At 66.8% G+C, this 20,456-nt stretch carries 24 protein-coding genes and 1 pseudogene; 6 read left to right on the forward strand and 19 right to left on the reverse strand.

The window, feature by feature from the left end:
* Positions 1–767 (reverse strand): Hint domain-containing protein (locus tag ABZD10_RS03740; protein ID WP_372884763.1); only part of this gene is annotated, 767 nt, incomplete at its 3' end.
* Between the two features lie 145 nt (positions 768–912).
* Between ABZD10_RS03740 and ABZD10_RS03745 the strand changes: the two genes are divergently transcribed.
* Both ABZD10_RS03745 and ABZD10_RS03750 read left to right on the forward strand, forming a co-directional pair.
* The gene (locus tag ABZD10_RS03745) at positions 913–1,692 is read left to right on the forward strand and encodes an SDR family oxidoreductase (RefSeq protein ID WP_372884764.1); all 780 of its coding nucleotides are present in this window, start codon (positions 913–915) and stop codon (positions 1,690–1,692) included.
* A 127-nt stretch (positions 1,693–1,819) separates the two neighbouring features.
* A complete protein-coding gene (locus ABZD10_RS03750) occupies positions 1,820–2,938 on the forward strand; it encodes an ABC transporter ATP-binding protein (RefSeq protein WP_372884765.1) in 1,119 nt (372 codons plus the stop codon).
* A 17-nt stretch (positions 2,939–2,955) separates the two neighbouring features.
* On the opposite strand, the gene ABZD10_RS03755 is transcribed toward ABZD10_RS03750, so the two are convergent.
* Positions 2,956–3,615 carry a helix-turn-helix transcriptional regulator gene (locus ABZD10_RS03755; protein ID WP_372884766.1) on the reverse strand — a complete coding sequence of 220 codons (660 nt, stop codon included), beginning with the start codon at positions 3,613–3,615 and terminating at the stop codon, positions 2,956–2,958.
* A 202-nt stretch (positions 3,616–3,817) separates the two neighbouring features.
* Between ABZD10_RS03755 and ABZD10_RS03760 the strand changes: the two genes are divergently transcribed.
* From ABZD10_RS03760 to ABZD10_RS03775, 4 genes are all read left to right on the forward strand, one after another.
* A complete protein-coding gene (locus tag ABZD10_RS03760; protein ID WP_372884767.1) occupies positions 3,818–4,033 on the forward strand; it encodes a twin-arginine translocase TatA/TatE family subunit in 216 nt (71 codons plus the stop codon).
* Positions 4,034–4,050: 17 nt separating this feature from the next.
* Positions 4,051–4,557 carry a Sec-independent protein translocase protein TatB gene (gene tatB, locus ABZD10_RS03765; protein WP_372884768.1) on the forward strand — a complete coding sequence of 169 codons (507 nt, stop codon included), beginning with the start codon at positions 4,051–4,053 and terminating at the stop codon, positions 4,555–4,557.
* The gene (tatC, locus tag ABZD10_RS03770) at positions 4,554–5,438 is read left to right on the forward strand and encodes a twin-arginine translocase subunit TatC (RefSeq protein WP_372884769.1); all 885 of its coding nucleotides are present in this window, start codon (positions 4,554–4,556) and stop codon (positions 5,436–5,438) included. The genes tatB and tatC overlap by 4 nt, the downstream gene beginning before the upstream one ends.
* A gap of 137 nt (positions 5,439–5,575) precedes the next feature.
* Positions 5,576–6,418, forward strand: a complete 843-nt coding sequence (locus ABZD10_RS03775; RefSeq protein WP_372884770.1) for an ATP-binding protein — start codon at positions 5,576–5,578, stop codon at positions 6,416–6,418.
* 9 nt (positions 6,419–6,427) lie between these two features.
* On the opposite strand, the gene ABZD10_RS03780 is transcribed toward ABZD10_RS03775, so the two are convergent.
* From ABZD10_RS03780 to ABZD10_RS03860, 17 genes and pseudogenes are all read right to left on the reverse strand, one after another.
* Positions 6,428–7,621: a peptidoglycan DD-metalloendopeptidase family protein gene (locus ABZD10_RS03780; RefSeq protein ID WP_372884771.1), complete on the reverse strand. Its 1,194-nt coding sequence runs from the start codon at positions 7,619–7,621 to the stop codon at positions 6,428–6,430.
* Between the two features lie 104 nt (positions 7,622–7,725).
* On the reverse strand, positions 7,726–8,379 hold the full coding sequence (locus ABZD10_RS03785) for a protein-L-isoaspartate(D-aspartate) O-methyltransferase (protein WP_372884772.1): 654 nt from the start codon (positions 8,377–8,379) through the stop codon (positions 7,726–7,728).
* Positions 8,376–9,158 carry a 5'/3'-nucleotidase SurE gene (surE, locus tag ABZD10_RS03790; RefSeq protein ID WP_372884773.1) on the reverse strand — a complete coding sequence of 261 codons (783 nt, stop codon included), beginning with the start codon at positions 9,156–9,158 and terminating at the stop codon, positions 8,376–8,378. Before surE ends, ABZD10_RS03785 begins: the two co-directional genes overlap by 4 nt.
* Positions 9,159–9,283: 125 nt before the next feature.
* Positions 9,284–9,928 carry an SDR family NAD(P)-dependent oxidoreductase gene (locus ABZD10_RS03795; protein ID WP_372884774.1) on the reverse strand — a complete coding sequence of 215 codons (645 nt, stop codon included), beginning with the start codon at positions 9,926–9,928 and terminating at the stop codon, positions 9,284–9,286.
* A gap of 136 nt (positions 9,929–10,064) precedes the next feature.
* The gene (locus tag ABZD10_RS03800) at positions 10,065–10,319 is read right to left on the reverse strand and encodes a hypothetical protein (protein ID WP_372884775.1); all 255 of its coding nucleotides are present in this window, start codon (positions 10,317–10,319) and stop codon (positions 10,065–10,067) included.
* A gap of 128 nt (positions 10,320–10,447) precedes the next feature.
* On the reverse strand, positions 10,448–10,702 hold the full coding sequence (locus ABZD10_RS03805; RefSeq protein ID WP_372884776.1) for a hypothetical protein: 255 nt from the start codon (positions 10,700–10,702) through the stop codon (positions 10,448–10,450).
* Between the two features lie 125 nt (positions 10,703–10,827).
* Positions 10,828–12,282 carry an amidophosphoribosyltransferase gene (gene purF, locus ABZD10_RS03810; protein ID WP_372884786.1) on the reverse strand — a complete coding sequence of 485 codons (1,455 nt, stop codon included), beginning with the start codon at positions 12,280–12,282 and terminating at the stop codon, positions 10,828–10,830.
* 152 nt (positions 12,283–12,434) lie between these two features.
* The gene (locus ABZD10_RS03815) at positions 12,435–12,989 is read right to left on the reverse strand and encodes a CvpA family protein (protein WP_372884777.1); all 555 of its coding nucleotides are present in this window, start codon (positions 12,987–12,989) and stop codon (positions 12,435–12,437) included.
* Between the two features lie 32 nt (positions 12,990–13,021).
* Positions 13,022–14,362: a DNA repair protein RadA gene (gene radA, locus ABZD10_RS03820; RefSeq protein WP_372884778.1), complete on the reverse strand. Its 1,341-nt coding sequence runs from the start codon at positions 14,360–14,362 to the stop codon at positions 13,022–13,024.
* A gap of 17 nt (positions 14,363–14,379) precedes the next feature.
* On the reverse strand, positions 14,380–14,808 hold the full coding sequence (locus tag ABZD10_RS03825; RefSeq protein WP_372884779.1) for a paraquat-inducible protein A: 429 nt from the start codon (positions 14,806–14,808) through the stop codon (positions 14,380–14,382).
* Positions 14,809–14,889: 81 nt separating this feature from the next.
* Complete coding sequence (locus tag ABZD10_RS03830; RefSeq protein WP_372884780.1) at positions 14,890–15,261, reverse strand: DUF6768 family protein; 372 nt, start codon at positions 15,259–15,261, stop codon at positions 14,890–14,892.
* A gap of 164 nt (positions 15,262–15,425) precedes the next feature.
* Positions 15,426–16,172 carry an ABC transporter ATP-binding protein gene (locus ABZD10_RS03835; RefSeq protein WP_372884781.1) on the reverse strand — a complete coding sequence of 249 codons (747 nt, stop codon included), beginning with the start codon at positions 16,170–16,172 and terminating at the stop codon, positions 15,426–15,428.
* Positions 16,169–16,951 (reverse strand): MlaE family ABC transporter permease, encoded by a 783-nt coding sequence (locus ABZD10_RS03840; RefSeq protein WP_372884782.1) that lies wholly within the window; start codon positions 16,949–16,951, stop codon positions 16,169–16,171. The genes ABZD10_RS03835 and ABZD10_RS03840 overlap by 4 nt, the downstream gene beginning before the upstream one ends.
* Complete coding sequence (alr, locus tag ABZD10_RS03845; protein WP_372884783.1) at positions 16,948–17,982, reverse strand: alanine racemase; 1,035 nt, start codon at positions 17,980–17,982, stop codon at positions 16,948–16,950. Before alr ends, ABZD10_RS03840 begins: the two co-directional genes overlap by 4 nt.
* Positions 17,983–18,040: 58 nt before the next feature.
* Positions 18,041–18,469, reverse strand: coding sequence for a nuclear transport factor 2 family protein (locus ABZD10_RS03850; RefSeq protein WP_372884784.1), 429 nt, complete (start codon positions 18,467–18,469; stop codon positions 18,041–18,043).
* Between the two features lie 92 nt (positions 18,470–18,561).
* Positions 18,562–20,046, reverse strand: a complete 1,485-nt coding sequence (locus tag ABZD10_RS03855; RefSeq protein ID WP_372884785.1) for a replicative DNA helicase — start codon at positions 20,044–20,046, stop codon at positions 18,562–18,564.
* A gap of 259 nt (positions 20,047–20,305) precedes the next feature.
* A pseudogene (locus tag ABZD10_RS03860) lies at positions 20,306–20,456 on the reverse strand (orotate phosphoribosyltransferase); the annotation flags it as partial.

Here is a 20,456-nt window from a genome sequence, read left to right on the forward strand (position 1 = left end):
GCGCGCACGCTGTCGCCGTTGACCAGGTGGCGCGCCCGGACGAGCAGTTCCGGGCGGCCGGCGCCGATATGGTCGTGGCGCTGATAGATGAACAGGCGGTGATCGGGGCTGACCATCAGGTCGCCGGCATTGTTGAGGGTGCCGGCGGCGATGCGGATCGGGGCGAATTCGCCGGCCGCGCGCAGGGTCAGGTGGCCGATCCAGCGCAGCTCTTGCGGGCCGTCGTCGCGGGTCAGCACCCGGTCGCCGGCCTGCAGTTCCTCGACCGGGCGCAATTCGCCGGTGGCCAGGGTGATGCGGGTGCCGCGTGAAAAGCTGACACAGGCCATCTGCGCCATGCGCCGGCGCGCCGCCGCGCGGTCGATGCCGACCAGCCTGTAGGGCAGCTTCTCGTTCAGCGGCGCCAGCGGCGCGGCGTAGATCTGGGCGACATGGCCTTCGCCGTCGACCTCGACCAGCACCAGGATTTCCAGCGTTTCGCCGGTTGGCGGCATGATCGTCAGCACGCTGTCGGCGACCAGCGCCGCCCCGGGGCGGCCCGCGGTGCTGTCTTCGGCGATCCGGTAGTGATCCTTTTCGCCGATTCCGACCGAGAGGCGCTGCAGCGGTGCGCCATAGCCCAATTCATAGATGTCGTCGGGCACCAGTTCATCGGCAAAGGACAGCGTGTCGCCCATATTGGCGCCGTCGGTGACCCGCAGGAGTTCGGCGCGGTAGACCGGCAGGCTCTGCGAGGGCAGCGAGGAGGCGGCGGCTGGGTTGGACATGGGAACAGTTTCTCTGTGTGGCCTGCGGTGTTCAAGTCCTGAAGCGCAAATGTGGCGCTTTGTGGCCCGGTGGCGGGCAATTTGCTGGCCTCGGAAAACAAAAAACGCTTTAGATGGTCGCGAGAAAACCAAAGGGAGCGATGCGATGGATCTGGGGATCAGGGGCAAACGGGCGCTGGTATGCGCCTCTTCGAAGGGGCTGGGCCTGGGCTGCGCCGAGGCGCTGGCCGAGGCCGGGGTCGACCTGGTGATGAACGCGCGCGGCGCCGAGGCGCTGGAGGCGGCGGCCGAGGATCTGCGCAGGCGCTTTGGTGTCTCGGTTCAGACAGTGGCCGCCGACGTCACGACGCCCGAGGGCCAGGCGGCGGTGATCGCGGCGGCCGAGGGTGTCGACATCCTGGTCAACAACGCCGGCGGCCCGCCTCCGGGCATGTGGAGCGACTGGGAACGCGACGATTTCATCGCCGCGCTTGATGCCAACATGCTGACCCCGATCGCGCTGATCAAGGCGCTGGTGCCGCCGATGATCGAGCGCGGCTGGGGGCGGGTGGTCAATATCACCTCGCAGTCGGTCAAGGCGCCGATCGCGGTGCTGGGCCTGTCCAATTCGGCGCGCGCCGGGCTGACCGGCTATGTCGCGGGCACGGCGCGCCAGGTGGCGCAATACGGGGTGACGATCAACAACCTTCTGCCCGGCAGCCATGACACCGACCGTATCGCCGCGCTTGATGCCGGGACCGCGAAGGCGGCGGGGATCAGCCCCGAAGAGGCCCGCGCCGCGCGTCAGGCGGGCATCCCGGCCGGGCGCGACGGCACGCGGCAGGAATTCGGCGCCACCTGTGCCTTCATGTGCTCGCAGCATGCCGGTTTCATGGTCGGGCAGAACATCCTGCTCGACGGTGGCAACGTCAACGCCACGCTCTAGCTGGGGCCGGGCCCCGGCAATCCCCGGCAATCCCCGGCCATGCCGGCTGGCCGCGCACTGCGGGCCCTTCCGTCGACCTGATCCCTTGCGGCGCCGACGGGGGGCTGGTATGGCTCGGGGAAAGTCGATGGTTTTCATCGGGCATTGGAACGAGGCCCAAGTGAACGCAATAGCTCCCCGATTGGAGATCAGGAACATCCGGCGCCGTTTCGGCGACCGCGAGGTGGTCAACGATGTGTCGCTGAGCATCGAACCGGGGCAGGTGACCTGCCTTCTGGGGCCCTCGGGCTGCGGCAAGTCGACGACGCTGCGGATGATCGCCGGGGTCGAGATGCAGGACAGCGGCGAGATCTACGTCGATGGCAAGCTGATCTGCGACACGGTGTTCCGCATCCCGCCGGAACGCCGCCAGATCGGGTTGATGTTTCAGGATTTCGCCCTGTTTCCGCATATGTCGGTGGCCGACAATGTCGCCTTTGGCCTGAAGGGCGCCAAGGAGGACAAGCGGGCCCGGGTCGAGGAACTGCTGGCCAAGGTCGGCCTGCTGTGGGCGATCGACAAGTTCCCGCATGTGCTGTCGGGCGGCGAACAGCAGCGGATCGCGCTGGCCCGCGCCCTGGCGCCGCGTCCGCGCATCATGCTGATGGACGAGCCGTTTTCGGGGCTCGACAACCGGCTGCGCGACGGCATTCGCGACGAGACGCTGGCGGTGCTGAAGGAAGAGGACACGGCGGTTCTCTTGGTCACCCACGAGCCGGAAGAGGCGATGCGCATGGCCGACGAGATCGCGCTGATGCGCGATGGGCGGATCGTGCAGCGCGGCGCGCCCTACAACATCTACAACGCGCCGGTCGACAAGCCGGCGGTGGCCTTCTTCAGCGATATCAACGTGATTCGCGGCACCAGTCGCGGCGCCCTGACCGGAACCCCGTTCGGCGAGTTCCTGACCCCCGGTTTCGGCGACGGGCAGGAGGTCGAGATCGTGATCCGGCCGCAGCACCTGAAGCTGGATTTCGACCGCGGCGGACGCGGCCCGAACCCGACCGCCTCGGACGGTGTCGCGGCGCGCGGCGTGGTCGAGCGGGCGCGTTTCATCGGCAATGAAAGCCTGGTCGAGTTCCGCATGGATTACGACGGCTCGATGCTGAAGGCGATCGTGCCCAACGTGTTCCTGCCCAAGCCGGGCACGCCCCTGTGGCTGACCCTGCGCCGCGACCGCTGCTTCGTGTTCGCTGCCGGGCGCTGAGCGCGCCGCCGCCCGCCTCAGGGTGAGGCGACGTAATCCTCGATCCGCTTGCCGGGTTCGTCGACGAAGAGGCCGGGCAGGATGTCGATGCGGTCGATCTGATCGGCGCGCAGCATGGTGAAACCGCCGCTGGTGTCGCACCAGACGAGGCAGGTCCAGACCCGACCCCAGTAATCCAGCTTCAACGGGCGCACGTCGCGGGCGCTGCCGCCCTGCATGTGCAGCCGCAGTTTCTGGCGGTTGCGGATCGCGCCCCGCAGCGTGCCGAGATGGCGGAAGCCAAAGGCCGCATCGGCAAAGGGATAGACCGCGAAGCCGAAGGATTTCGGGGCGCCGTGGCGGTCCTCGGGCAGCACCGCGTCGATCTTGGCGCTGAGGCTTTCGGCGGCGGCCTTGAGGTCGGCCTCGGCGCCGTGGCCGACCGCGGCGAGGCCGAGGTGAAGCGCCTCGAGCTCGTCTTCGGTGAGGTTGAGCGGCGGCAGGGTGATGGCGGCGCGGGCCGAATAGCCGACGCCACGCTCGCCCTCGACCGGGATGCCGCTGGCCGCCAGCGTGTCCATGTCGCGATAGATGGTGCGCACCGAGACCCCGAGATCGCGGGCCATGTCCTCGGCCCGGTGCAGCGCGCCATCCTTCAGGATCTGGATCAGCGCATATAGCCGGTCTGACCGTTTCATGGGTGATTCTCCTCAGGTTCTGCGCCCATTACTGACAAAAACCTGTCACCTGACAAGCTGTTGACAAAAGCGGTGCAGAAAACCGCTCAAATTCCGGTGTCCGGGACGGTTTGCCGCTTTCCGTTCGCGGGCCGAGGCAGTAGGAAAGACGGGTGATTTTCCGGGCGCGGCGCGCTGCCGCCCCGATGCAAGGAGACAGACAATGTTGAACAATATAGGACTTCCCGGCCTGCTCTTGATCGCCGTCGTGGTGCTGGTGCTTTTCGGACGTGGCAAGATCTCGTCGCTGATGGGCGAAGTGGGCAAGGGCATCACCTCGTTCAAGAAGGGCATCAACGAAGGTCAGGCCGAGCTTGAGAAAGACGCCTCGGAACTGGCCAAGGACGTGACCCCGGAAAACGAAAAAGACAAAAGCTGATCTGGAGCTGAGCACGCATGTTTGATCTGGGTTGGACCGAGCTTCTGGTGATCGGCGTTGTGGCGCTGATCGTCGTGGGGCCCAAGGACTTGCCGGTCCTGTTCCGGCAGGTCGGCCGTTTCGTCGGCAAGGCCAAGGGCATGGCGCGGGAGTTTTCCTCGGCCATGAACCAGGCCGCTGACCAGTCCGGCGTGGGCGATGTGGCCGACAGCTTCAAGAAGGCCACGGACGGGATCCAGAAAGTGTCCAACCCGGTCAAGGCGACAGCCGATTCGGCACGCAATGCCCTGAAGTCGGTGACCGATCTCGGCATCGATCCGACCAGCACCACCGGCAAGCTGGCCAAGGACCGGGCAGAGAATGCCGCCAAGATCCGCGAGGCCAGTGCCAAAAAGGCTCAGGAGCGCCTTGACGCCGAGGCCAAGGCCGCCGAGGCGGCCGCTGCCGAAGCCAAGGCGCGGGCCGAAGCGGCGCGGGCCGCGTCCGAGCCCAAAGAGACGGACCAGAGCGAGGACAAGGCATGAGCAGCCGTGACGAGATCGACGACAGCTCGGCACCGCTGATCGAGCATCTGGCCGAACTGCGCAGCCGCCTGATCCGCTCGGTGATCGCCTTCCTGATCGGCATGGTGATCTGTTTCACCGTGGCGACGCCGATCTTCAACTTCCTGACCAGCCCCCTGTGTTCGGTTCTGGCCGAGCGCGGGCAGGACTGCGGCCTGATCTTCATCAGCCCGCAGGAAGGTTTCTTCGTCGCCATCAAGGTGTCACTTCTGGGCGGCTTTATCCTGTCCTTTCCCTATATCGCCGGGCAAATGTGGCGTTTCGTGGCGCCGGGGCTCTACAAGAACGAACGCGGCGCCTTCCTGCCGTTCCTGATCGCGTCGCCCTTCATGTTCATGCTGGGCGCCTCTTTCGCCTTTTTCGTCGTCACCCCGCTGGCCTATGATTTCTTCCTTGGCTTCCAGCAGTTCGGCAGCGAAGGCGAGGCGGTGACCGGCGACGGGATGAACGCGGCGCCGCTGAGCGTGGTGTTCCAGGGCTCGGCGCAGGAATACCTCAACCTGACGATCAAGTTCATCGTCGCCTTCGGGCTCTGCTTCCAGCTGCCGGTGCTGCTGACGCTGATGGGCAAGGCCGGTCTGGTCAGCGCCGAGGGGCTGGGGTCGGTGCGCAAATATGCCGTGGTGGCGATTCTGGTGCTGGCGGCTCTGGTGACGCCGCCCGATGTCATCACCCAGGTGATCCTGTTCGTCGTGGTCTATGGTCTTTACGAGCTGTCGATCTTCCTGGTGCGACGGGTCGAAGCCAAGCGCGAAGAGCAATTGCGCGCCGACGGCTATTACGACGATGAAGAGGCGGCCGACGAGGCGCTGAAGGAAGAGGCCGGAAAGGCCGGCGACTAGACGCGCCGACGGCAGTCGGAACCACCGACGCGCCGGGGCTGCCCCGGCGCGTTTTGCGTTTCGGCGGCGTTGAGCCCGGGCTTGTCGTCCCCTGCCGAACATGGTTTCTAGGCGGCAAAGGCTGAGGGAGACCCGAGATGGATGACAGGACGCTGACCCGTATTGCCGAGGCGCTTGAGCGCATGTCTCCGGCCCCGCTGGCGCCGCCGGATTTCGCCGCCGCCGAGGCTTTCGTGTGGCATGTCGACCCGGACCGGCTGGAGCCGGTGGCGCAGGTCAACCGGGTCGATCTGTCACTGCTGGTCGGCGTCGACCGCTCGCGCGACACGCTGCTTGAAAACACGCTGCAATTCGCCCGTGGCCTGCCGGCCAACAACGCCCTTCTCTGGGGCGCGCGCGGGATGGGCAAATCCTCGCTGGTCAAGGCGATCCACGCCGAGGTGCTGCAACAGGGCCTGCCGCTGAAGATCGTCGAGCTGCAACGCGAGGACCTGCCCAGCGTGGCGCGTCTGCTCAACCTCTTGCGCGACCGCAAAGAGCGTTTCCTGCTGTTCTGCGACGATCTTTCCTTCAGCCATGACGACCAGCACTACAAATCGCTGAAGGCGGTTCTCGACGGCGGTATCGAGGGGCGGCCCGAGAACGTGGTTTTCTATGCCACCTCGAACCGGCGCCACCTGATGCCGCGCGACATGATCGAGAACGAGCGCTCGAGCGCCATCAACCCCAGCGAGGCGGTCGAGGAAAAGGTCTCGCTGTCGGACCGTTTCGGGCTGTGGCTGGGTTTCCACCCCTGTTCGCAGGACGAATACCTCGAGATGATCCGGGGGTATTGCGCCGCCTATGCGGTCGAGATCGCACCCGAGGTGCTCAGGGCCGAGGCGATCGAGTGGCAGGCGACGCGCGGGGCGCGCTCGGGGCGGGTGGCCTGGCAGTATTTCACCGACCTCGCCGGGCGGCGCGGCATGACGCTGGGCTGAGCCGCGCCCCTATTGCAGATAGGGCATCGGATCGACCGAATCAAAGCCCTTGCGCACTTCGAAATGCACGAAGCTGTTCTCGGAGGGTACTTTGGCCAGGGACTGGCCGCGCGTCACCTTGCGCCCCTTGTCGACCGAGATCTGGTCGACGTTGTAATAGACCGTCATCAGGTTGCCGTCATGGCGCAAGACCACGATGCGCACGTCATCGGCATCGGTGGTGATCGCCGCGACCTCGCCATCGGCGGCGGCCTTGACCGGGCTGCCGGGATCGGCGGCAATGTCGATGCCATTGTTCTTGCCCTTGGCATAGGGGCTGATGATCTTGCCCTCGACCGGGTATCCCATCTGCGATTTCGGGGCCGCCGTCTGGCTCTGGCCGAGATCGGGCGAGGCCGGTTTCGCGACCACCGGGTCGGGGGCCGGCAGCGGGGTGCTGGAACTGGGCGGGGTCGGCGTCACCGTGCCCGCGCCGGGGGGGCTGATGCTCTCGGGGCGGGCGACCGGGGTCGTGGTCGGCGCGGTTCTGACCACCGGCGGGATCAGCAGGATCTGGTTCTCGCGGATGGTGAAATCGCTGCCCAGCCCGTTCCATTCGGCCAGCGCGCGCGGGGTGACGCCGTAAAGGCGTGAAATCGTATAGGCGGTTTCGCCGCGCTGCACCTTGTGGCGGATCGGCTCGAAGCCGGTCTCGCCCTTGGGGGCGTCGGCCGGGGCCGGTTGCAGCGGCTCGCTGTCGACATGCGGTGCGGCGGCGGAACTGTCGATGGCATTGCCCGCCAGCGAGGCGATGTCGACCTCAGGCGCCGTCACCACGCCGCTGCCGCCGGTGGTGGCCGAGGGTTCGGCGACCCGGTAGGGCAGGGCGATGACCTCGCCCTGGCGCAGGGTGTCCTCGGGGCGCAGCCCGTTATAGGCGGCAAGATCGGCCACCGGCATCTCGATGCGCGCCGCGACATCGCCGAGGGTGTCGCCGCGCCGCGCCACCGCGACCTGGTAATTGGGATAGGAGATGATGCCACGCTTGTCGGCGCTGGGGCGCTGCGCGGTGGCGGTGCGGGCGGCGGCGCTGGTGTCGAGCCCGCTGCCGAAGCTGCCGCGCATGTCAAAGTCGAGCCCGTCTGAGCAGGCCCCGGCTGCAGCCAGGGCAGCACCGGCGAGCAGCCAGCGCAGCGAGGTCTGTGCCTTGGCGTGAAGAGCCATCTCGAAATCCTCAATAGCCATCCCGGACCGGGGCGCGGAACGGCGGGTGTCATTGGTGCCGAAGAGCGGGCGTTGCGGGCCTCTTGACAGCGATATGCCCCAGATCAGCTGTCCGGCGCAAGACCCTCGACCAGCGGCACGAAGCGCACCGGGCGCAATTCGTCGTATTCAAAGCCGCTTTCGTGGCGCCGCACCCGGATCAGGCTTTGCACGGTATCGGTCTGGCCCACCGGCACCACCATGATGCCGCCGACCTTGAGCTGGGCCAGAAGCGGCCCCGGCGCGTCCTCGGCGGCGGCGGTGACGATGATGCGATCGAAAGGCGCCTGGTCGGGCAGGCCGAAACTGCCGTCGGCGGTGAAGGCGGTGATATTGGCAAGGTCCATCGCCTCGAAGATCCGCCGCGCCTCGTGCACCAGCCGCTTGTGGCGGTCCACCGTGTAGACCCGGCGCACCAGCTGGCTCAGGATCGCCGCCTGATAGCCCGAGCCGGTGCCCACTTCGAGCACCTTGTCGCGCGGGCTGAGGTCCAGCGCCTGGGTCATCAGCCCGACCACCGAGGGCTGTGAAATGGTCTGGCCGCAGGCGATCGGCAGCGGCGTGTCCTCATAGGCGCGCTCGGCGAACAGCCCGCGCACGAAGGGGCCGCGGTCGATCTGTTCCATCGCCGTCAGGACCCGCGGGTCGGTGACCCCTTTCGAGCGCAGGGCAAAGAGGAACTGCATCTTGCGTTGGGCGAGGGCGGCGGGGTCGCTCATTCGATCGCCTTCAGCCGCTCGAGCGCGTCATGGGCGGTGAGATCGGCGCGCATCGGGGTGACCGAGACATGGCCGGCCAGATTGGCGGCGGCATCCGAGCCGGGCGCGGTCTGGATGCGCTGGTTGCCGCCCTTGATCCAGAGGAAACGCCGCCCCGAGGGTGATTTATGCGGTTCGACGCTGAAGCAGGTGCCGCGGCGGAAGCCCTGGTGGGTGACCCGGATGCCCTGCACGTCGGCGGCCCGCACCGGCGGGAAGTTGACATTGTAGAACAGCCGGTAATCGGCGCTTTCGGCGGGGCTGTTGGCGAGAATCCGGCGCACCACCTCGGCGCCATGGGTGGCGGCGGCCTCGAAGGGGTTGTCGATCTCGTAGTTCTCGGGCCCGAGATACTGCGACAGGGCAATCGCCGGCACCCCCTGAAGGGCGGCCTCCATCGCGGCGCCGATGGTGCCGGAATAGAGCGCGTTCTCGGCCGCGTTGTTGCCCCGGTTGACCCCCGAGAGCACGAGATCGGGCGGGCAGTCCTTCATCACGTCGTGGATCCCGGCCAGCACGCAGTCGGCCGGGCTGCCCTCGGCGGCGAAACGCCGCTCGCCCATCTTGGCGATCATCGTCGGGTGGGTGTAGCTGATGCAATGGCCGACGCCCGATTGCTCGAAGGCGGGGGCCACGGTCCAGACCGCGCCCTGATCGCCGGCCAGCTCGGCGGCGATCGCCTGCATCACCTCGAGGCCCGGTGCGTTGATGCCGTCGTCATTGGTGATGAGAATGCGCATGTCGCCGGCCCCTGTCTGCTCTTGCCCCTGTCTGCTCTTGCCCCTGTCTAAGCGAGCCGCCGGGCCGGGGCAAGCGTCGTGGTCGCCCCGGCGTCCGTGCCGTGCCGGCACGGGGGCGGGCGGGGTCAGAGATCGAGCGTTTTCAGGAGCCGCGCCGCCTCGTCGCGCGGGTGGCTGAGCGGCGCCCGGTCCTCGCCGGGAAAGAAGCGGGCGCGGGTGCCGGTGGGCATCGGGTTGGGGGCAAAGACGGTGACGCGCGGTCCGAGCTTGGCGGTCTCGGCCTGCCAGCTGCGTGCCAGCGCCACCTGCGCCGCCTTGGTGGCGCCGTAGGAGCCGAAGAACTTCTCGCCGCCGCGCGGGTCGTCGAAGAACACCGCCTGTCCCTTCTGCCCGAGCAGCGGGCCGAGGAAGGGAATCAGCAGGCCGGTGGCGGTGACATTGATCGCCACCGACTTGTCCCAGTCCTTCTGGGCGATATGGTCGGCCGGGGTCAGCGGCGCACCGTGAATGGCGGCGTGGATCCACAGGTCGAGCCCGCCCCAACGATCGTAGATCGAGCGGCAGAGCTGCGCCATGGCATCGCTGTTGGTGATGTCCATCGGCGCCAGCGTGGCCTTGCCGCCGCGGGCCTTGATGCGGTCGTCAAGCTCTTCGAGGGCGCCGGTGGTGCGGGCCACGGCGATGATGTGATAGTCGGGGGCGAGCGCCTCGGCCAGCGCGGCACCAAGGCCGCGGGAGGCACCCATTACAAGGGCGGTTTTCTCGGTCATGCCCCCCATGTGCGGGGTTCTTTCGGCAAGGTCAAGGGCTGGGGGGCCTCTGCCCCCCGATGCCGCACATGCCGGGCATGCGCGGCCTCTCCCCCCGAGGATATTTGCGGCAAGAGAAAGCCCGGGCGATCGGCGTTCAGCCGGGCAGGGCCAGCCGCAGCTCGCGGCCGCCGCGCGACAGGACGACGCTGGTGGCGTCGATGCCGAGCACGGTGCCGGCGCCGGTGGTCTCGCCCCTCCGGGTGGTGATCACCTTGCCCGAGGGCAGCAGGATCAGCGCCCGCAGGTCGCTGTCGCGGCCGGCGATGCCGATCAGGGTCAGCCCGTGGCGGGGCAGGGCGGCCTTCTGGGTCGCCAGATTGGCGACATGGGTCGGGGTGTCAGTGCTCATGGCATTCCTATTCCGCGCCCCGGTTCAGGGCGCGGCGGGCAGCTAGCAGGCCTTGGCGGTAAGGGGAAGCCCGGGCGTCCGGCGGTCGGCGGGTTTTTGCCGCAGTGCAGCGAAGGCGGCCCGCCGGGTCAGGGCATGCGCAGGTAGAGGACGGTGTCGCCCCTGACCAGGGCCAGGCCATCGGCACTGATTGCGGCCACCACGCGGCCGGCGATGCGATCGCCCGGCTCGACGCTGCGCATGTCGCCGCTGGTCAGGCGCAACAGGGCACGCGGCGCCTCGGGGGTGCCGAAACAGCCGATCAGGACCAGGCCGCGATCGGCGAGCTGGTCGCGCTGGGTTGCCAGTTCGGCAACATGGGTCGGGGTCTGCTGCGCGCGCATGAGAGGGGCCTCTGTCCTTTGCGACAGAGATATGCTGCGCTGCAGCATTTTGCAAGGCGGGCCCAGAAATGCCGATTGGAACCGTCACATTTGCGCCGCAGGGGCAGCCGCGGCGCCCGATGGGGTTACTCGGCGGCCTTCATCTCGAAGCCCTTGTCCAGCATGTCCGAGGGCACCACAGGGTATTCGCCCGAGAAACAGGCATCGCAATATTGCGGGCAGGCCTTGTCGCGGCCCGCGGCCTCGCCGACGGCGCGGTAGAGCCCGTCGAGCGAGATGAACTTGAGGCTGTCCACCGCCAGGTGGTCGGCCATCTCGTCGGGGGTCATGGTGGCGGCCAGCAGCTTGTCGCGCTGCGGCGTGTCGACACCGTAGAAACAGGGCCAGGCGGTGGGCGGAGAGGCGATGCGGAAGTGCACCTCGGCCGCGCCGGCGTCGAGGATCATTTCCTTGATCTTGCGGCTGGTGGTGCCGCGCACCACCGAATCGTCGACCAGGATCACCCGCTTGCCCCGGATCAGGGCGCGGTTGACGTTGAGTTTCAGGCGCACGCCCATGTTGCGGATCTGCTCGGTCGGTTCGATGAAGGTGCGGCCCATATACTGGTTGCGCACGATGCCCATGCCGAAGGGAATGCCGCTTTCGGCGGCAAAGCCGATCGCCGCCGGGGTGCCGCTGTCGGGCACGGCGCAGACCAGATCGGCCTCGACCGGGCTCTCGCGGGCCAGTTCGACACCGATCTGGCGCCGGGTCTCATAGACCGACTGGCCGCCGATGATACTGTCGGGGCGCGAGAAATAGACATGTTCGAAGATGCAGAACTTCGACGCCTGGCGGCGGAAGGGAAAGCGCGATTCGATGCCTTCCTTTTCGGTGATGACCACCATCTCGCCGGGTTCGATCTCGCGGATGTATTCGGCGCCGATGATGTCGAGGCCGCAGGTCTCCGAACTCAGCACCCAGCCGTCGCCGAGCCGGCCCAGCACCAGCGGGCGCACGCCATGCGGGTCGCGCACCCCGATCAGCTTGGTGCGGGTCATGGCGACGACGGAGAAGGCGCCTTCGACCCGGCGCAGCGCGTCTTCCATGCGTTCGGGGATGTTGCGCTGCAGCGAACGGGCCATCAGGTGGATGATGCATTCGCTGTCCGAAGAGGACTGGAAGATCGAGCCGCGCTCGATCAGTTCTTTGCGCAGCGCCACGGCATTGGTGATATTGCCGTTGTGGGCGATTGCCGCGCCGCCCATGGAAAACTCGCCGAAGAAGGGCTGCACGTCGCGGATCGCTGCGCCCTTGGAGCCGGCGGTGGAATAGCGGACATGGCCGATGGACAGCGGACCCGGCAGGGTCTTCATCAGGCTTTCCTTGGTGAAATTGTCACGCACGTAGCCGAAGCGGCGGGCATGGTTGAAGCCGTGCTCGGGGTGATGGCAGACGATGCCGCCGGCCTCCTGCCCTCGGTGCTGCAGGGCGTGCAGGCCGAGGGCGACGAAATTCGCGGCATCGGCAAGGCCGACAACGCCGAATACGCCGCACTCCTCCTTGAGCTTGTCGTCGTCGAAGGGATGGGCGGGCGGCAGATGTTTGGACAAGGCGAGTGGCTCCGAATCCGAGTGGCATGCTTGCGGCCCCTCTTAAGGGGTCAAAGCCGTTATGTCACGAAAGGATCACACAAGAAAAGCGCAGCCGGCCCGGCACCTGCGCAGATGCCGCAGGGCCGGGGGGACGGGAGTCACTTTTCGCAGACGCCGACCAGGTTTTCGTACTGGCCGGTGATCCAGCCCAGGGCCTGGGCCGGGTCGCGGTCCTCGATCTGGCCGGTGAGGCGCGAGAAGACCGTTGCCGAACGGCTGTCGTCGACCACCGGGAAGGTCTGCGAGGTGGCGACGGTTTCGTAGACGAAGAAGGCGATGGCCACCAGAAGGATGCCGCGCAGCACGCCGAACAGGAAGCCGACCCCCTGATCGAGCCCGCCAAGCGCCGAGCGCTGGACCAGCGAAGAGAACAGCGGCGTGAACAGCGACACCACCACCAGCGCCAGCGCAAAGACCGCCGCGAAAGAGGCGATCACCGACAATTCGCAGCTGTCGGCGAGGTATTCGCCGAGCACCGGGATTTCCTTGACCAGCGGCACCACCTTGGGCGCGAAGAGAAAGGCCAGCACCGCGGCGGCGACCCAGCCGACGATGGCCATGCCCTCGCGGACCAGACCGCGGCTGTAGGCCAGAAGCGCCGAGACGATGATGACGCCCGCGACGACCGCGTCGATAATGGTGAAACCTTCCATGCGTATTTCCGTCCCTCTGGCCGCTTCGGGCTCTATCCTGCACCAAACACATCGCCGACAAAGGTGGTCAGATCCCCCATCCGTTTCAGCGCCATGCCTTCGGTGGTCGGGGCCTTGCCGCCTTTCGGAGCGATGGCTGTTGTGAAACCAAGTTTTTGGGCTTCTTTCAACCTGTTTTCTGTCTGACCGACGGCGCGGAGGGCCCCTGAGAGACTGATTTCGCCGAAAACCACCGTATCGGCCGGCAGGGCGGCGGCGACGGCGAGATCGGCGGCGGGTTCGTTGATCTTCATGCCGCCGGCGACGTTGAGATAGACGTCGAGCCCGGTGAAGGGGATGCCGCAGCGTGCCTCGAGCACCGCGAGAATCATCGCCAGCCGGCCGCCGTCCCAGCCGACCACCGTGCGCCGGGGCTGCGAATGCGGCGAGGGCGCCACCAGCGCCTGCAGCTCGGTCAGCACCGGGCGGGTGCCCTCGATGCCAGCAAAGACCACGCTGCCCGGGCTTGGTGTGCCGCGATCCGACAGGAACAGCGCCGAGGGGTTGAGGACCTCGGCCAGACCGTTGCCGGTCATTTCGAAGACGCCGATTTCGTCGGCGGGGCCGAAACGGTTCTTCACCGCGCGCAGGATGCGGAACTGATGGCCGCGCTCGCCCTCGAAATAGAGCACCGTGTCGACCATATGTTCGACCACGCGCGGGCCGGCGATCTGGCCGTCCTTGGTGACGTGGCCCACCAGGATCACCGCCATGTTCCTGCGCTTGGCAAAGCTGGTCAGCTCGTGGGCTGCAGCGCGCACCTGGCTGACCGAGCCGGGGGCGCTGCCGACAGTGTCGGACCACATGGTCTGGATCGAATCGATGATCGCCAGCTGCGGTTTTTCGGCTTCGAGGGTGGTCAGGATGTCGCGCAGGTTGGTCTCGGCGGCCAGCTGCACCGGGGCCTTGGTCAGGTCGAGCCGCTGGGCGCGCATCCGCACCTGGGCGCGGGCCTCTTCGCCGCTGACATAAAGGGTTTTCAGACCGCTGTCGGCAAAGCGGGCCGCGGCCTGCAACAGCAGCGTGGACTTGCCGATGCCCGGATCGCCGCCGACCAGAATGGCGCTGGCCGGGACCAGGCCGCCGCCCAGAACCCGGTCAAGCTCGGCCAGGCCGCTGGTGGTGCGCGGCGGCGGCACCTCTTCGGTGCGCAGATCGGTCAGCGGGATGCTGCGCCCCTTGGCGTGGCCGAGACTGGCCGCCGAAGGGCCGGCCGACAGCGGGCTTTCTTCGGAGATGGAATTCCATTCGCCGCAGGCTTCGCAGCGCCCGGACCATTTGGAGGTGACATTGCCGCAGGCGGCGCAGGAGAACTGGGTTTTCGATTTGGCCATGTTCCCGTTTTGGACCACTACCGCCTGCGGGTCAAATGGCTAATCGCCAATGATGCGAGAACGCAGCCGGTGAACAGGTACAGCCCCCAGCCGGTCTCGACCGTGACATGGCCCGCGCCCTTGACCAGCACCACGTAGAGGGCGATCAGGAAGACATCGGCCATGGCCAGCTTGCCGAGGATCTCGAGCGCCGGCAGCACCCTGCGGCGCAGCTGCCCGAAGTGGATCAGGGCGAGGCCGATGGTCTTCATGTAGGGGGCGAAAATGGCCAGGAAAGTGACCAGCAGCGCCAGCGCCGGGTCGGTGTCCCAGAGCGACTGAAGCCCCGAGATGATGGAAATCTCGGAGAGGCCGAAAATCGGCAGCAGGCCGGCGCGCAAGAGCGGCGCGAACCAGGCGATCGGAAAGAGGATCAGCAGCGACAGGTTGGCAAGGCGCAGGGTCATGGGCCCAGAGGTAAGGGGGCGTCGGCGCCATGGCAAGCACCGACCGCCCCCCCGTTGTGCCTCTGTGCCGGCTGCCCGGTCTCAATCGGTGTCGGACTTCTTGGCCAGAATCAGGATCTCGACCCGTTTCAGGGCGCGCAGCACCCGCTCGGTGTGCAGATGCGGCATCATCCCGACGAGGTAGATATTGGCGACGATCAGCAGCACCGCCCAGGTGATGCCGTATTTCACTGCCCCCAGAACGTCGCTGGTGGTGAAGAACTGGATCGCGGCCCAGACCGAGATTGCCAGCAATGCGATCTGGACCAAGAGAATCAGCCGCGTCACCCGCCCCAGCCGCCGGCCCAGCATCTCGCGGATCAGCCCCCGCCAGCCCCAGGGCTGCGAGGCCCGCAGAAGATGCGCTTCATGCTCCGATTCCAGTTCCTGGATTCGCTTTTCGAGATAGTCCATCGTTCCTCCCTTTCGCACCGGGGCCTGCGCGTGGCTTTACGCGCGCTGTCATTGGCCCGGTGTCATTGAACAGGAGCCTAGCCCAGCGCGGGCCGCATGGCTACAGTCTCGGGCTCCACATGGTTCGGCCCGCTCTGCAAAGGGGTTAAGGGGCCTGCGCGCCGCTACCGCACCGCTTCGATCGGCCCCTCGGCGCTGCCCGATATGAACTGCGCCAGATAGGGATCGCCCGAGTGGTCCATCTCGCTTACCGGGCCGGTCCACTGGATCACCCCGTCGTGCAGCATCGCCACCTTGTCGGCGATGGCGCGCACCGAGGACATGTCGTGGGTGATGGTCATCGCGGTGGCGCCCATCTCGACGACGATCTCGCGGATCAGGTCGTTGATGACCCCCGACATGATCGGATCAAGGCCGGTTGTCGGTTCGTCGAAAAAGATGATCTCGGGCTCGGCGGCGATGGCGCGGGCCAGGCCGACGCGCTTCTGCATGCCGCCCGACAGTTCCGAGGGGAAGAGATCGGCCACATCCGGCGTCAGCCCGACGCGGCGCAGTTTTTCGATGGCGATGGCGCGGGCCTCGTCCTTGGGGCGTTTCAGCGAGCCGCGCAGCAGGCGGAAGGCGACATTCTGCCAGACCGGCAGCGAATCAAACAGCGCGCCGCCCTGAAACAACATGCCGAAGCGGGCGAGAAAGGCGTCACGGTCGCCCTTGCGCGCATCCTTGCCGTCGACGGTGATCTGGCCGCTGTCCGGGGCGATCAGCCCCAGCACGCATTTCAGCGCCACCGATTTGCCGGTGCCCGAGCCGCCGATGATGACCATGGATTCGCCCTTGGGAATCTCGAGGTCGACCCCGCGCAGCACCTTCTTGGGGCCAAAGGATTTGTGAACGTCGTGAAAGCGGATCATGAGGCGAAGAACAACGAGGTGAGCAGGAAGTTGGCGGCAAGGATCAGGACGGCGGCGGCCTGGACGCTGGCCTTGGTGGCGCGGCCGACGCCCTGCGCGCCGCGACCCGAATTCATGCCGTAGAAACAGCCCATCACGGCGGCGATACCGCCGAAGGCGGCGCCCTTGATGAGCGAAGAGATGACATCGCTGGCCTGTAGGAAATCGACGGTGTTGCGCACGTAAGTGGCCGGGTTGAAGCCCAGCTGCCGGGTGCCGACGACGAAACCGCCATAGATGCCGATGATGTCGCCGATGCCGACCAGCACAGGCACCACCAGCAGCGCCGCCAAGAGGCGCGGGGCGGTGAGGTATTTCATCGGATGGGTCGACAGGGTGGTCAGCGCGTCGATCTGCTCGGTGACTTTCATGGTCGCGATCTCGGCCGCGATCGACGAGGTGACGCGCGCCGCCACCATCAGCCCGACCAGCACCGGGCCAAGTTCGCGCACCATGCCGATGGCGACGATCTGCGGCACCACGGCCTCGGCCGAGAAGCGGCTGCCGCCGTCATAGATCTGCAAGGCCAGCGCGCCGCCGGTGAAAATCGCCGTCAGGCCGACCACCGGCAGCGACAGCCAGCCGATGTTGAGCAGCGCCACCGCGAATTCGCGCCCGTAGAAGGGCGGGCGGACGATATGTCCGAGGGCGGCGGCGGCAAAGATCGTCACCCGGCCGACCAGCGCCAGGAAATCCAGCACCGCGCGCCCCAGCGCCGCCAGAGGCGCGGTCAGGATCATGAGGTATAGCGGCGACCGTAGCGGGCGCCCATCGAGGTCAGGATCTCGTAGCCGATGGTGCCGGCGGCATCGGCCAGCGTGTCGACCGACTGGTGGCGGCCCAGAAGTTGCAGGCTGGCGGGCTCTTCGGGCAGATCGGTGACATCGACGCCGATCATGTCCATCGAGATCCGGCCGACCACCTTGCAGGGGGTGTCGCCGCTGTGCAGCCAGGCCTTTTCGCCCATGGCGCGGATGATGCCGTCGGCATAGCCGGCGGCGATGGTGGCGATGCGGCTGGGGCGTTCGGCGATCCAGGTGTTGGAATAGCCGACGCTTTCACCCGGCAGCACCGAGCGGGTCTGGATCACCGGAATGTCGAGCCGGGTCACCGGGGTGGCATCGACGAAGGGCAGCCCGCCGTAAAGGCCGACGCCGGGGCGGCAGAGGTCGAAATGATAGTCTTCGCCAAGCAGGATGCCGCCGGTGGCGGACAGCGAGCGCGGCACGCCGAGGCCGTCGGTCAGCTCGCGGAACAGCGCCAGTTGCTGCGGGTTCATCGGATGGCCGGGATCGTCGGCGCAGGCCAGGTGCGACATGATCAGCGTCGGCCCCAGCTCCAGCGCGATGTCGCGCAGCGATGCCCATTCGGCGGGCTCCATGCCGAGCCGGTTCATTCCGGTGTCGAGCTGAACCCCGAAAGGCGCACTGGGCAGCGCCTCGAAATGGCGCAGCATCTGTTCGGCGCTGTTCAGCATCGGGGTCAGGGTCATGTCCGAAATCATGTCGGTATCGCCGGCCATGTGCCCGGAGAAGACGTTGATTTCCGGCCCCGGACCAAGGGCTTCGCGCAGCGATGCGCCCTCTTCGGCGGCGGCAACGAAAAACCGGGTCACACCGGCATGTTGCAGGGCCCGCGCGACCCGGGTCGCGCCCAGCCCGTAGCCGTCCGCCTTGACCACGGCGGCGGTTTCGCAGGCGGTCATGGAATTCAGCGCGCGCCAGTTGTCACAGAGCGCAGAGAGGTCGATAGTCAGGGTTGCAGTAGCCATGCCCGGGTTGTCGAACGCCGTGCCGCCAAGGTCAAGGGGAAAGGCGCGCCGGCGGCGCTCAGGGCATGTAGGCGTTGGAATGCCACCAGATGCGCACCTCGGTTGCCAGACCCGCGGCGTCGAAGCTGGCTTGCAGGGTGCCGTCCAGCGTCAGCCGGGGCAGCGGGTCGCCGGGTTTGCGATCCGGCAGGCCGGTGCCGGTGGACCTGGCCCAGATCTCGAACAGCTCTTCCGAGGCGACCTGGTAATCGACATGCCAGTGCCCGATGCCGCCGTCGGGGGTTTCAGCCAGCACCGCATAATCGAGGTGAATATCTCGCTGCAGCAGGATGCGGTCCCAATAGGCGATCAGCTGCGCGCGCCCCACCTGCACCTGGAACGGGGTGTTGTGATACTGGCCGTCCGGGGTGAACAGATCGGCGAAACCGGCGCTGTCCTGCCCCTCCCAGACGCGTTTGTAGGCGGCCATGAAATCGTGGATGCTCATCGGCTGCTCCTCTGTTCGAAATGCGCGCGTCTCGGGGACGCAGGCTTTCGAAAAGCGCAGCCGATGTCAAACGCAAGCGGCCCGAGGCGTGCTCAGAAGCCGCCGTCCTCGGGCTGCTGCCAGGGCTTGACCAGGTTGCCGAAGCGGGTGAACTGGGCCTCGAAGCTGAGTTCGACGGTGCCGATCGGACCGTGGCGCTGCTTGCCGACGATGACCTCGGCCTTGCCGTGCAGCCGTTCCATGGCCTCGACCCATTCCACCATGCGTTCGGCCTCGTGATCGCCGGGTTTCTCGCGTTCCTTGTAGTATTCCTCGCGGAAGACGAACATCACCACGTCGGCATCCTGTTCGATCGAGCCCGATTCCCTGAGGTCCGAGAGCATCGGGCGCTTGTCGTCGCGGCTTTCGACCTGACGGCTGAGCTGCGACAGCGCGATCACCGGGATGTTCAGCTCCTTGGCGATGGCCTTCATGCCCATCGAGATCTCAGCGATCTCGTTGACCCGGTTTTCGGCGGTGCCGCGACAGAGTTGCAGATAGTCGATGATGAGCACGTCCAGCCCGTGGGTGCGCTTGAGCCTCCGGGCGCGGGCGGCGAGCTGCGAGATCGGCAGCGCCGGGGTGTCGTCGATGAACAGCGGGCAGGCCTCGAGCGCCTTGGCGGCGTCGACGAAGCGGCGGAACTCGGCCTCGGTGAGATCGCCCTGGCGGATCTTGTGCGAGGAGATTTCCGAGGCTTCGGCCAGAATCCGGGCGGCGAGCTGTTCGGCGCTCATCTCGAGCGAGAAGAAACCGACCACACCGCCGTCGATCGCCCCTTCGCTGCCGTCGCTCTTGAGGCCTTTCTTGTAGGCCTTGGCGACGTTGAAGGCGATGTTGGTGGCCAGCGAGGTCTTGCCCATCGAGGGCCGCCCGGCGAGGATCAGCAGGTCCGACGGGTGCAGCCCGCCAAGCTGCTTGTCGAGATCGGTCAGCCCGGTCGAGACCCCGGCCATGCCGCCGCCGCGTTCATAGGCCTGGTTGGTGACGTTGACCGCTTCGGTCACCGCCTTCAGGAAGGAGACAAAGCCGCTGTCGGTCTGGCCCTGTTCGGAGAGCTTGTAGAGCGCCTGTTCGGCCTCGACGATCTGCTCTTTCGGTTCCAGCGCGACATCGGCCTTCTGGGCCTTGGAGGCGATGTTGTGGCCCAGCCCGATCAACTCGCGCCGAATCGCCATGTCATAGATCATCTGCGCATAGTCGCGCGCCGCGAAGGCCGAGATCGCGGCCCCGGCCAGACGGGCAAGATAGGCCGGCCCGCCCAGTTCCTTCAGCCCCTCGTCATCCTCGAGAAAGGCCTTGAGCGTCACCGGAGAGGCCAGATTGTTGCGCGCGATCCGCGCCGCCGCGACCTCGAAGATGCGGGCGTGGACCGGGTCGTAGAAATGCTCGGGCCGGATGATCGCGGCAACCCGGTCATAGATGTCGTTGTTGGTCAGGATGGCGCCCAGAAGCTGCTGTTCGGCCTCGATGGAATGCGGCATCGGATCGGCGGCTGCGGCCTCTCCGGTCGGATTGATGGTGGCGATTTCGTTCATTTTCTCTCACTGTCCCTGGACCCGAGTATAAGGCCAGCCCGGCGCGCGAAACCAGACGCAATAGATGCGTGGATAAGCATGCCCGAGCCCTGTGGGCGAGTTTGTGGATAACATAATTGGCGCCAGATATCGAGGATTTGATTGCATTACCCACAATATCTGGAGGTTTTTGGCGCGTCCGACCTGATTCCCCGGAGAAAGTTCTCCACAGAAGGTTAACCGGGCGCGCCGTTGGTTCGCACCGATGGGCAGCCGGGGCTCAGCCCTTTTTGTTGGCCTCCTGCCAGGCGCGCGGATCCTTGAGGAAGGTCTCGACCTCGTTCAGCGTCGCCGCGTCGAAGGCGTCCTGCGCGCGGGCCTCGGCCAGCACGTCCCACCAGGTGCAGAGGTAATGCAGCGCCACCCCGTGA

This window comes from Shimia sp. (genome assembly GCF_041624275.1).
In the GTDB taxonomy this organism is placed as follows: Bacteria; Pseudomonadota; Alphaproteobacteria; order Rhodobacterales; family Rhodobacteraceae; genus Shimia.

What these genes read in the sequence shown, in the direction of transcription:
- tatB (WP_372884768.1), top strand. Translation starts at nt 4,051, where the DNA reads ATGTTTGATCTGGGTTGGACCGAGCTTCTGGTGATCGGCGTTGTGGCG.
- ABZD10_RS03855 (WP_372884785.1), bottom strand. Translation starts at nt 20,046, where the DNA reads ATGAACGAAATCGCCACCATCAATCCGACCGGAGAGGCCGCAGCCGCC.
- ABZD10_RS03750 (WP_372884765.1), top strand. Translation starts at nt 1,820, where the DNA reads ATGGTTTTCATCGGGCATTGGAACGAGGCCCAAGTGAACGCAATAGCT.
- surE (WP_372884773.1), bottom strand. Translation starts at nt 9,158, where the DNA reads ATGCGCATTCTCATCACCAATGACGACGGCATCAACGCACCGGGCCTC.
- ABZD10_RS03825 (WP_372884779.1), bottom strand. Translation starts at nt 14,808, where the DNA reads ATGACCCTGCGCCTTGCCAACCTGTCGCTGCTGATCCTCTTTCCGATC.
- ABZD10_RS03800 (WP_372884775.1), bottom strand. Translation starts at nt 10,319, where the DNA reads ATGAGCACTGACACCCCGACCCATGTCGCCAATCTGGCGACCCAGAAG.
- ABZD10_RS03815 (WP_372884777.1), bottom strand. Translation starts at nt 12,989, where the DNA reads ATGGAAGGTTTCACCATTATCGACGCGGTCGTCGCGGGCGTCATCATC.
- tatC (WP_372884769.1), top strand. Translation starts at nt 4,554, where the DNA reads ATGAGCAGCCGTGACGAGATCGACGACAGCTCGGCACCGCTGATCGAG.
- ABZD10_RS03780 (WP_372884771.1), bottom strand. Translation starts at nt 7,621, where the DNA reads ATGGCTCTTCACGCCAAGGCACAGACCTCGCTGCGCTGGCTGCTCGCC.
- radA (WP_372884778.1), bottom strand. Translation starts at nt 14,362, where the DNA reads ATGGCCAAATCGAAAACCCAGTTCTCCTGCGCCGCCTGCGGCAATGTC.
- ABZD10_RS03835 (WP_372884781.1), bottom strand. Translation starts at nt 16,172, where the DNA reads ATGATCCGCTTTCACGACGTTCACAAATCCTTTGGCCCCAAGAAGGTG.
- ABZD10_RS03760 (WP_372884767.1), top strand. Translation starts at nt 3,818, where the DNA reads ATGTTGAACAATATAGGACTTCCCGGCCTGCTCTTGATCGCCGTCGTG.
- ABZD10_RS03755 (WP_372884766.1), bottom strand. Translation starts at nt 3,615, where the DNA reads ATGAAACGGTCAGACCGGCTATATGCGCTGATCCAGATCCTGAAGGAT.
- ABZD10_RS03775 (WP_372884770.1), top strand. Translation starts at nt 5,576, where the DNA reads ATGGATGACAGGACGCTGACCCGTATTGCCGAGGCGCTTGAGCGCATG.
- alr (WP_372884783.1), bottom strand. Translation starts at nt 17,982, where the DNA reads ATGGCTACTGCAACCCTGACTATCGACCTCTCTGCGCTCTGTGACAAC.
- ABZD10_RS03795 (WP_372884774.1), bottom strand. Translation starts at nt 9,928, where the DNA reads ATGACCGAGAAAACCGCCCTTGTAATGGGTGCCTCCCGCGGCCTTGGT.
- ABZD10_RS03745 (WP_372884764.1), top strand. Translation starts at nt 913, where the DNA reads ATGGATCTGGGGATCAGGGGCAAACGGGCGCTGGTATGCGCCTCTTCG.
- ABZD10_RS03850 (WP_372884784.1), bottom strand. Translation starts at nt 18,469, where the DNA reads ATGAGCATCCACGATTTCATGGCCGCCTACAAACGCGTCTGGGAGGGG.
- ABZD10_RS03785 (WP_372884772.1), bottom strand. Translation starts at nt 8,379, where the DNA reads ATGAGCGACCCCGCCGCCCTCGCCCAACGCAAGATGCAGTTCCTCTTT.
- ABZD10_RS03805 (WP_372884776.1), bottom strand. Translation starts at nt 10,702, where the DNA reads ATGCGCGCGCAGCAGACCCCGACCCATGTTGCCGAACTGGCAACCCAG.
- ABZD10_RS03840 (WP_372884782.1), bottom strand. Translation starts at nt 16,951, where the DNA reads ATGATCCTGACCGCGCCTCTGGCGGCGCTGGGGCGCGCGGTGCTGGAT.
- ABZD10_RS03830 (WP_372884780.1), bottom strand. Translation starts at nt 15,261, where the DNA reads ATGGACTATCTCGAAAAGCGAATCCAGGAACTGGAATCGGAGCATGAA.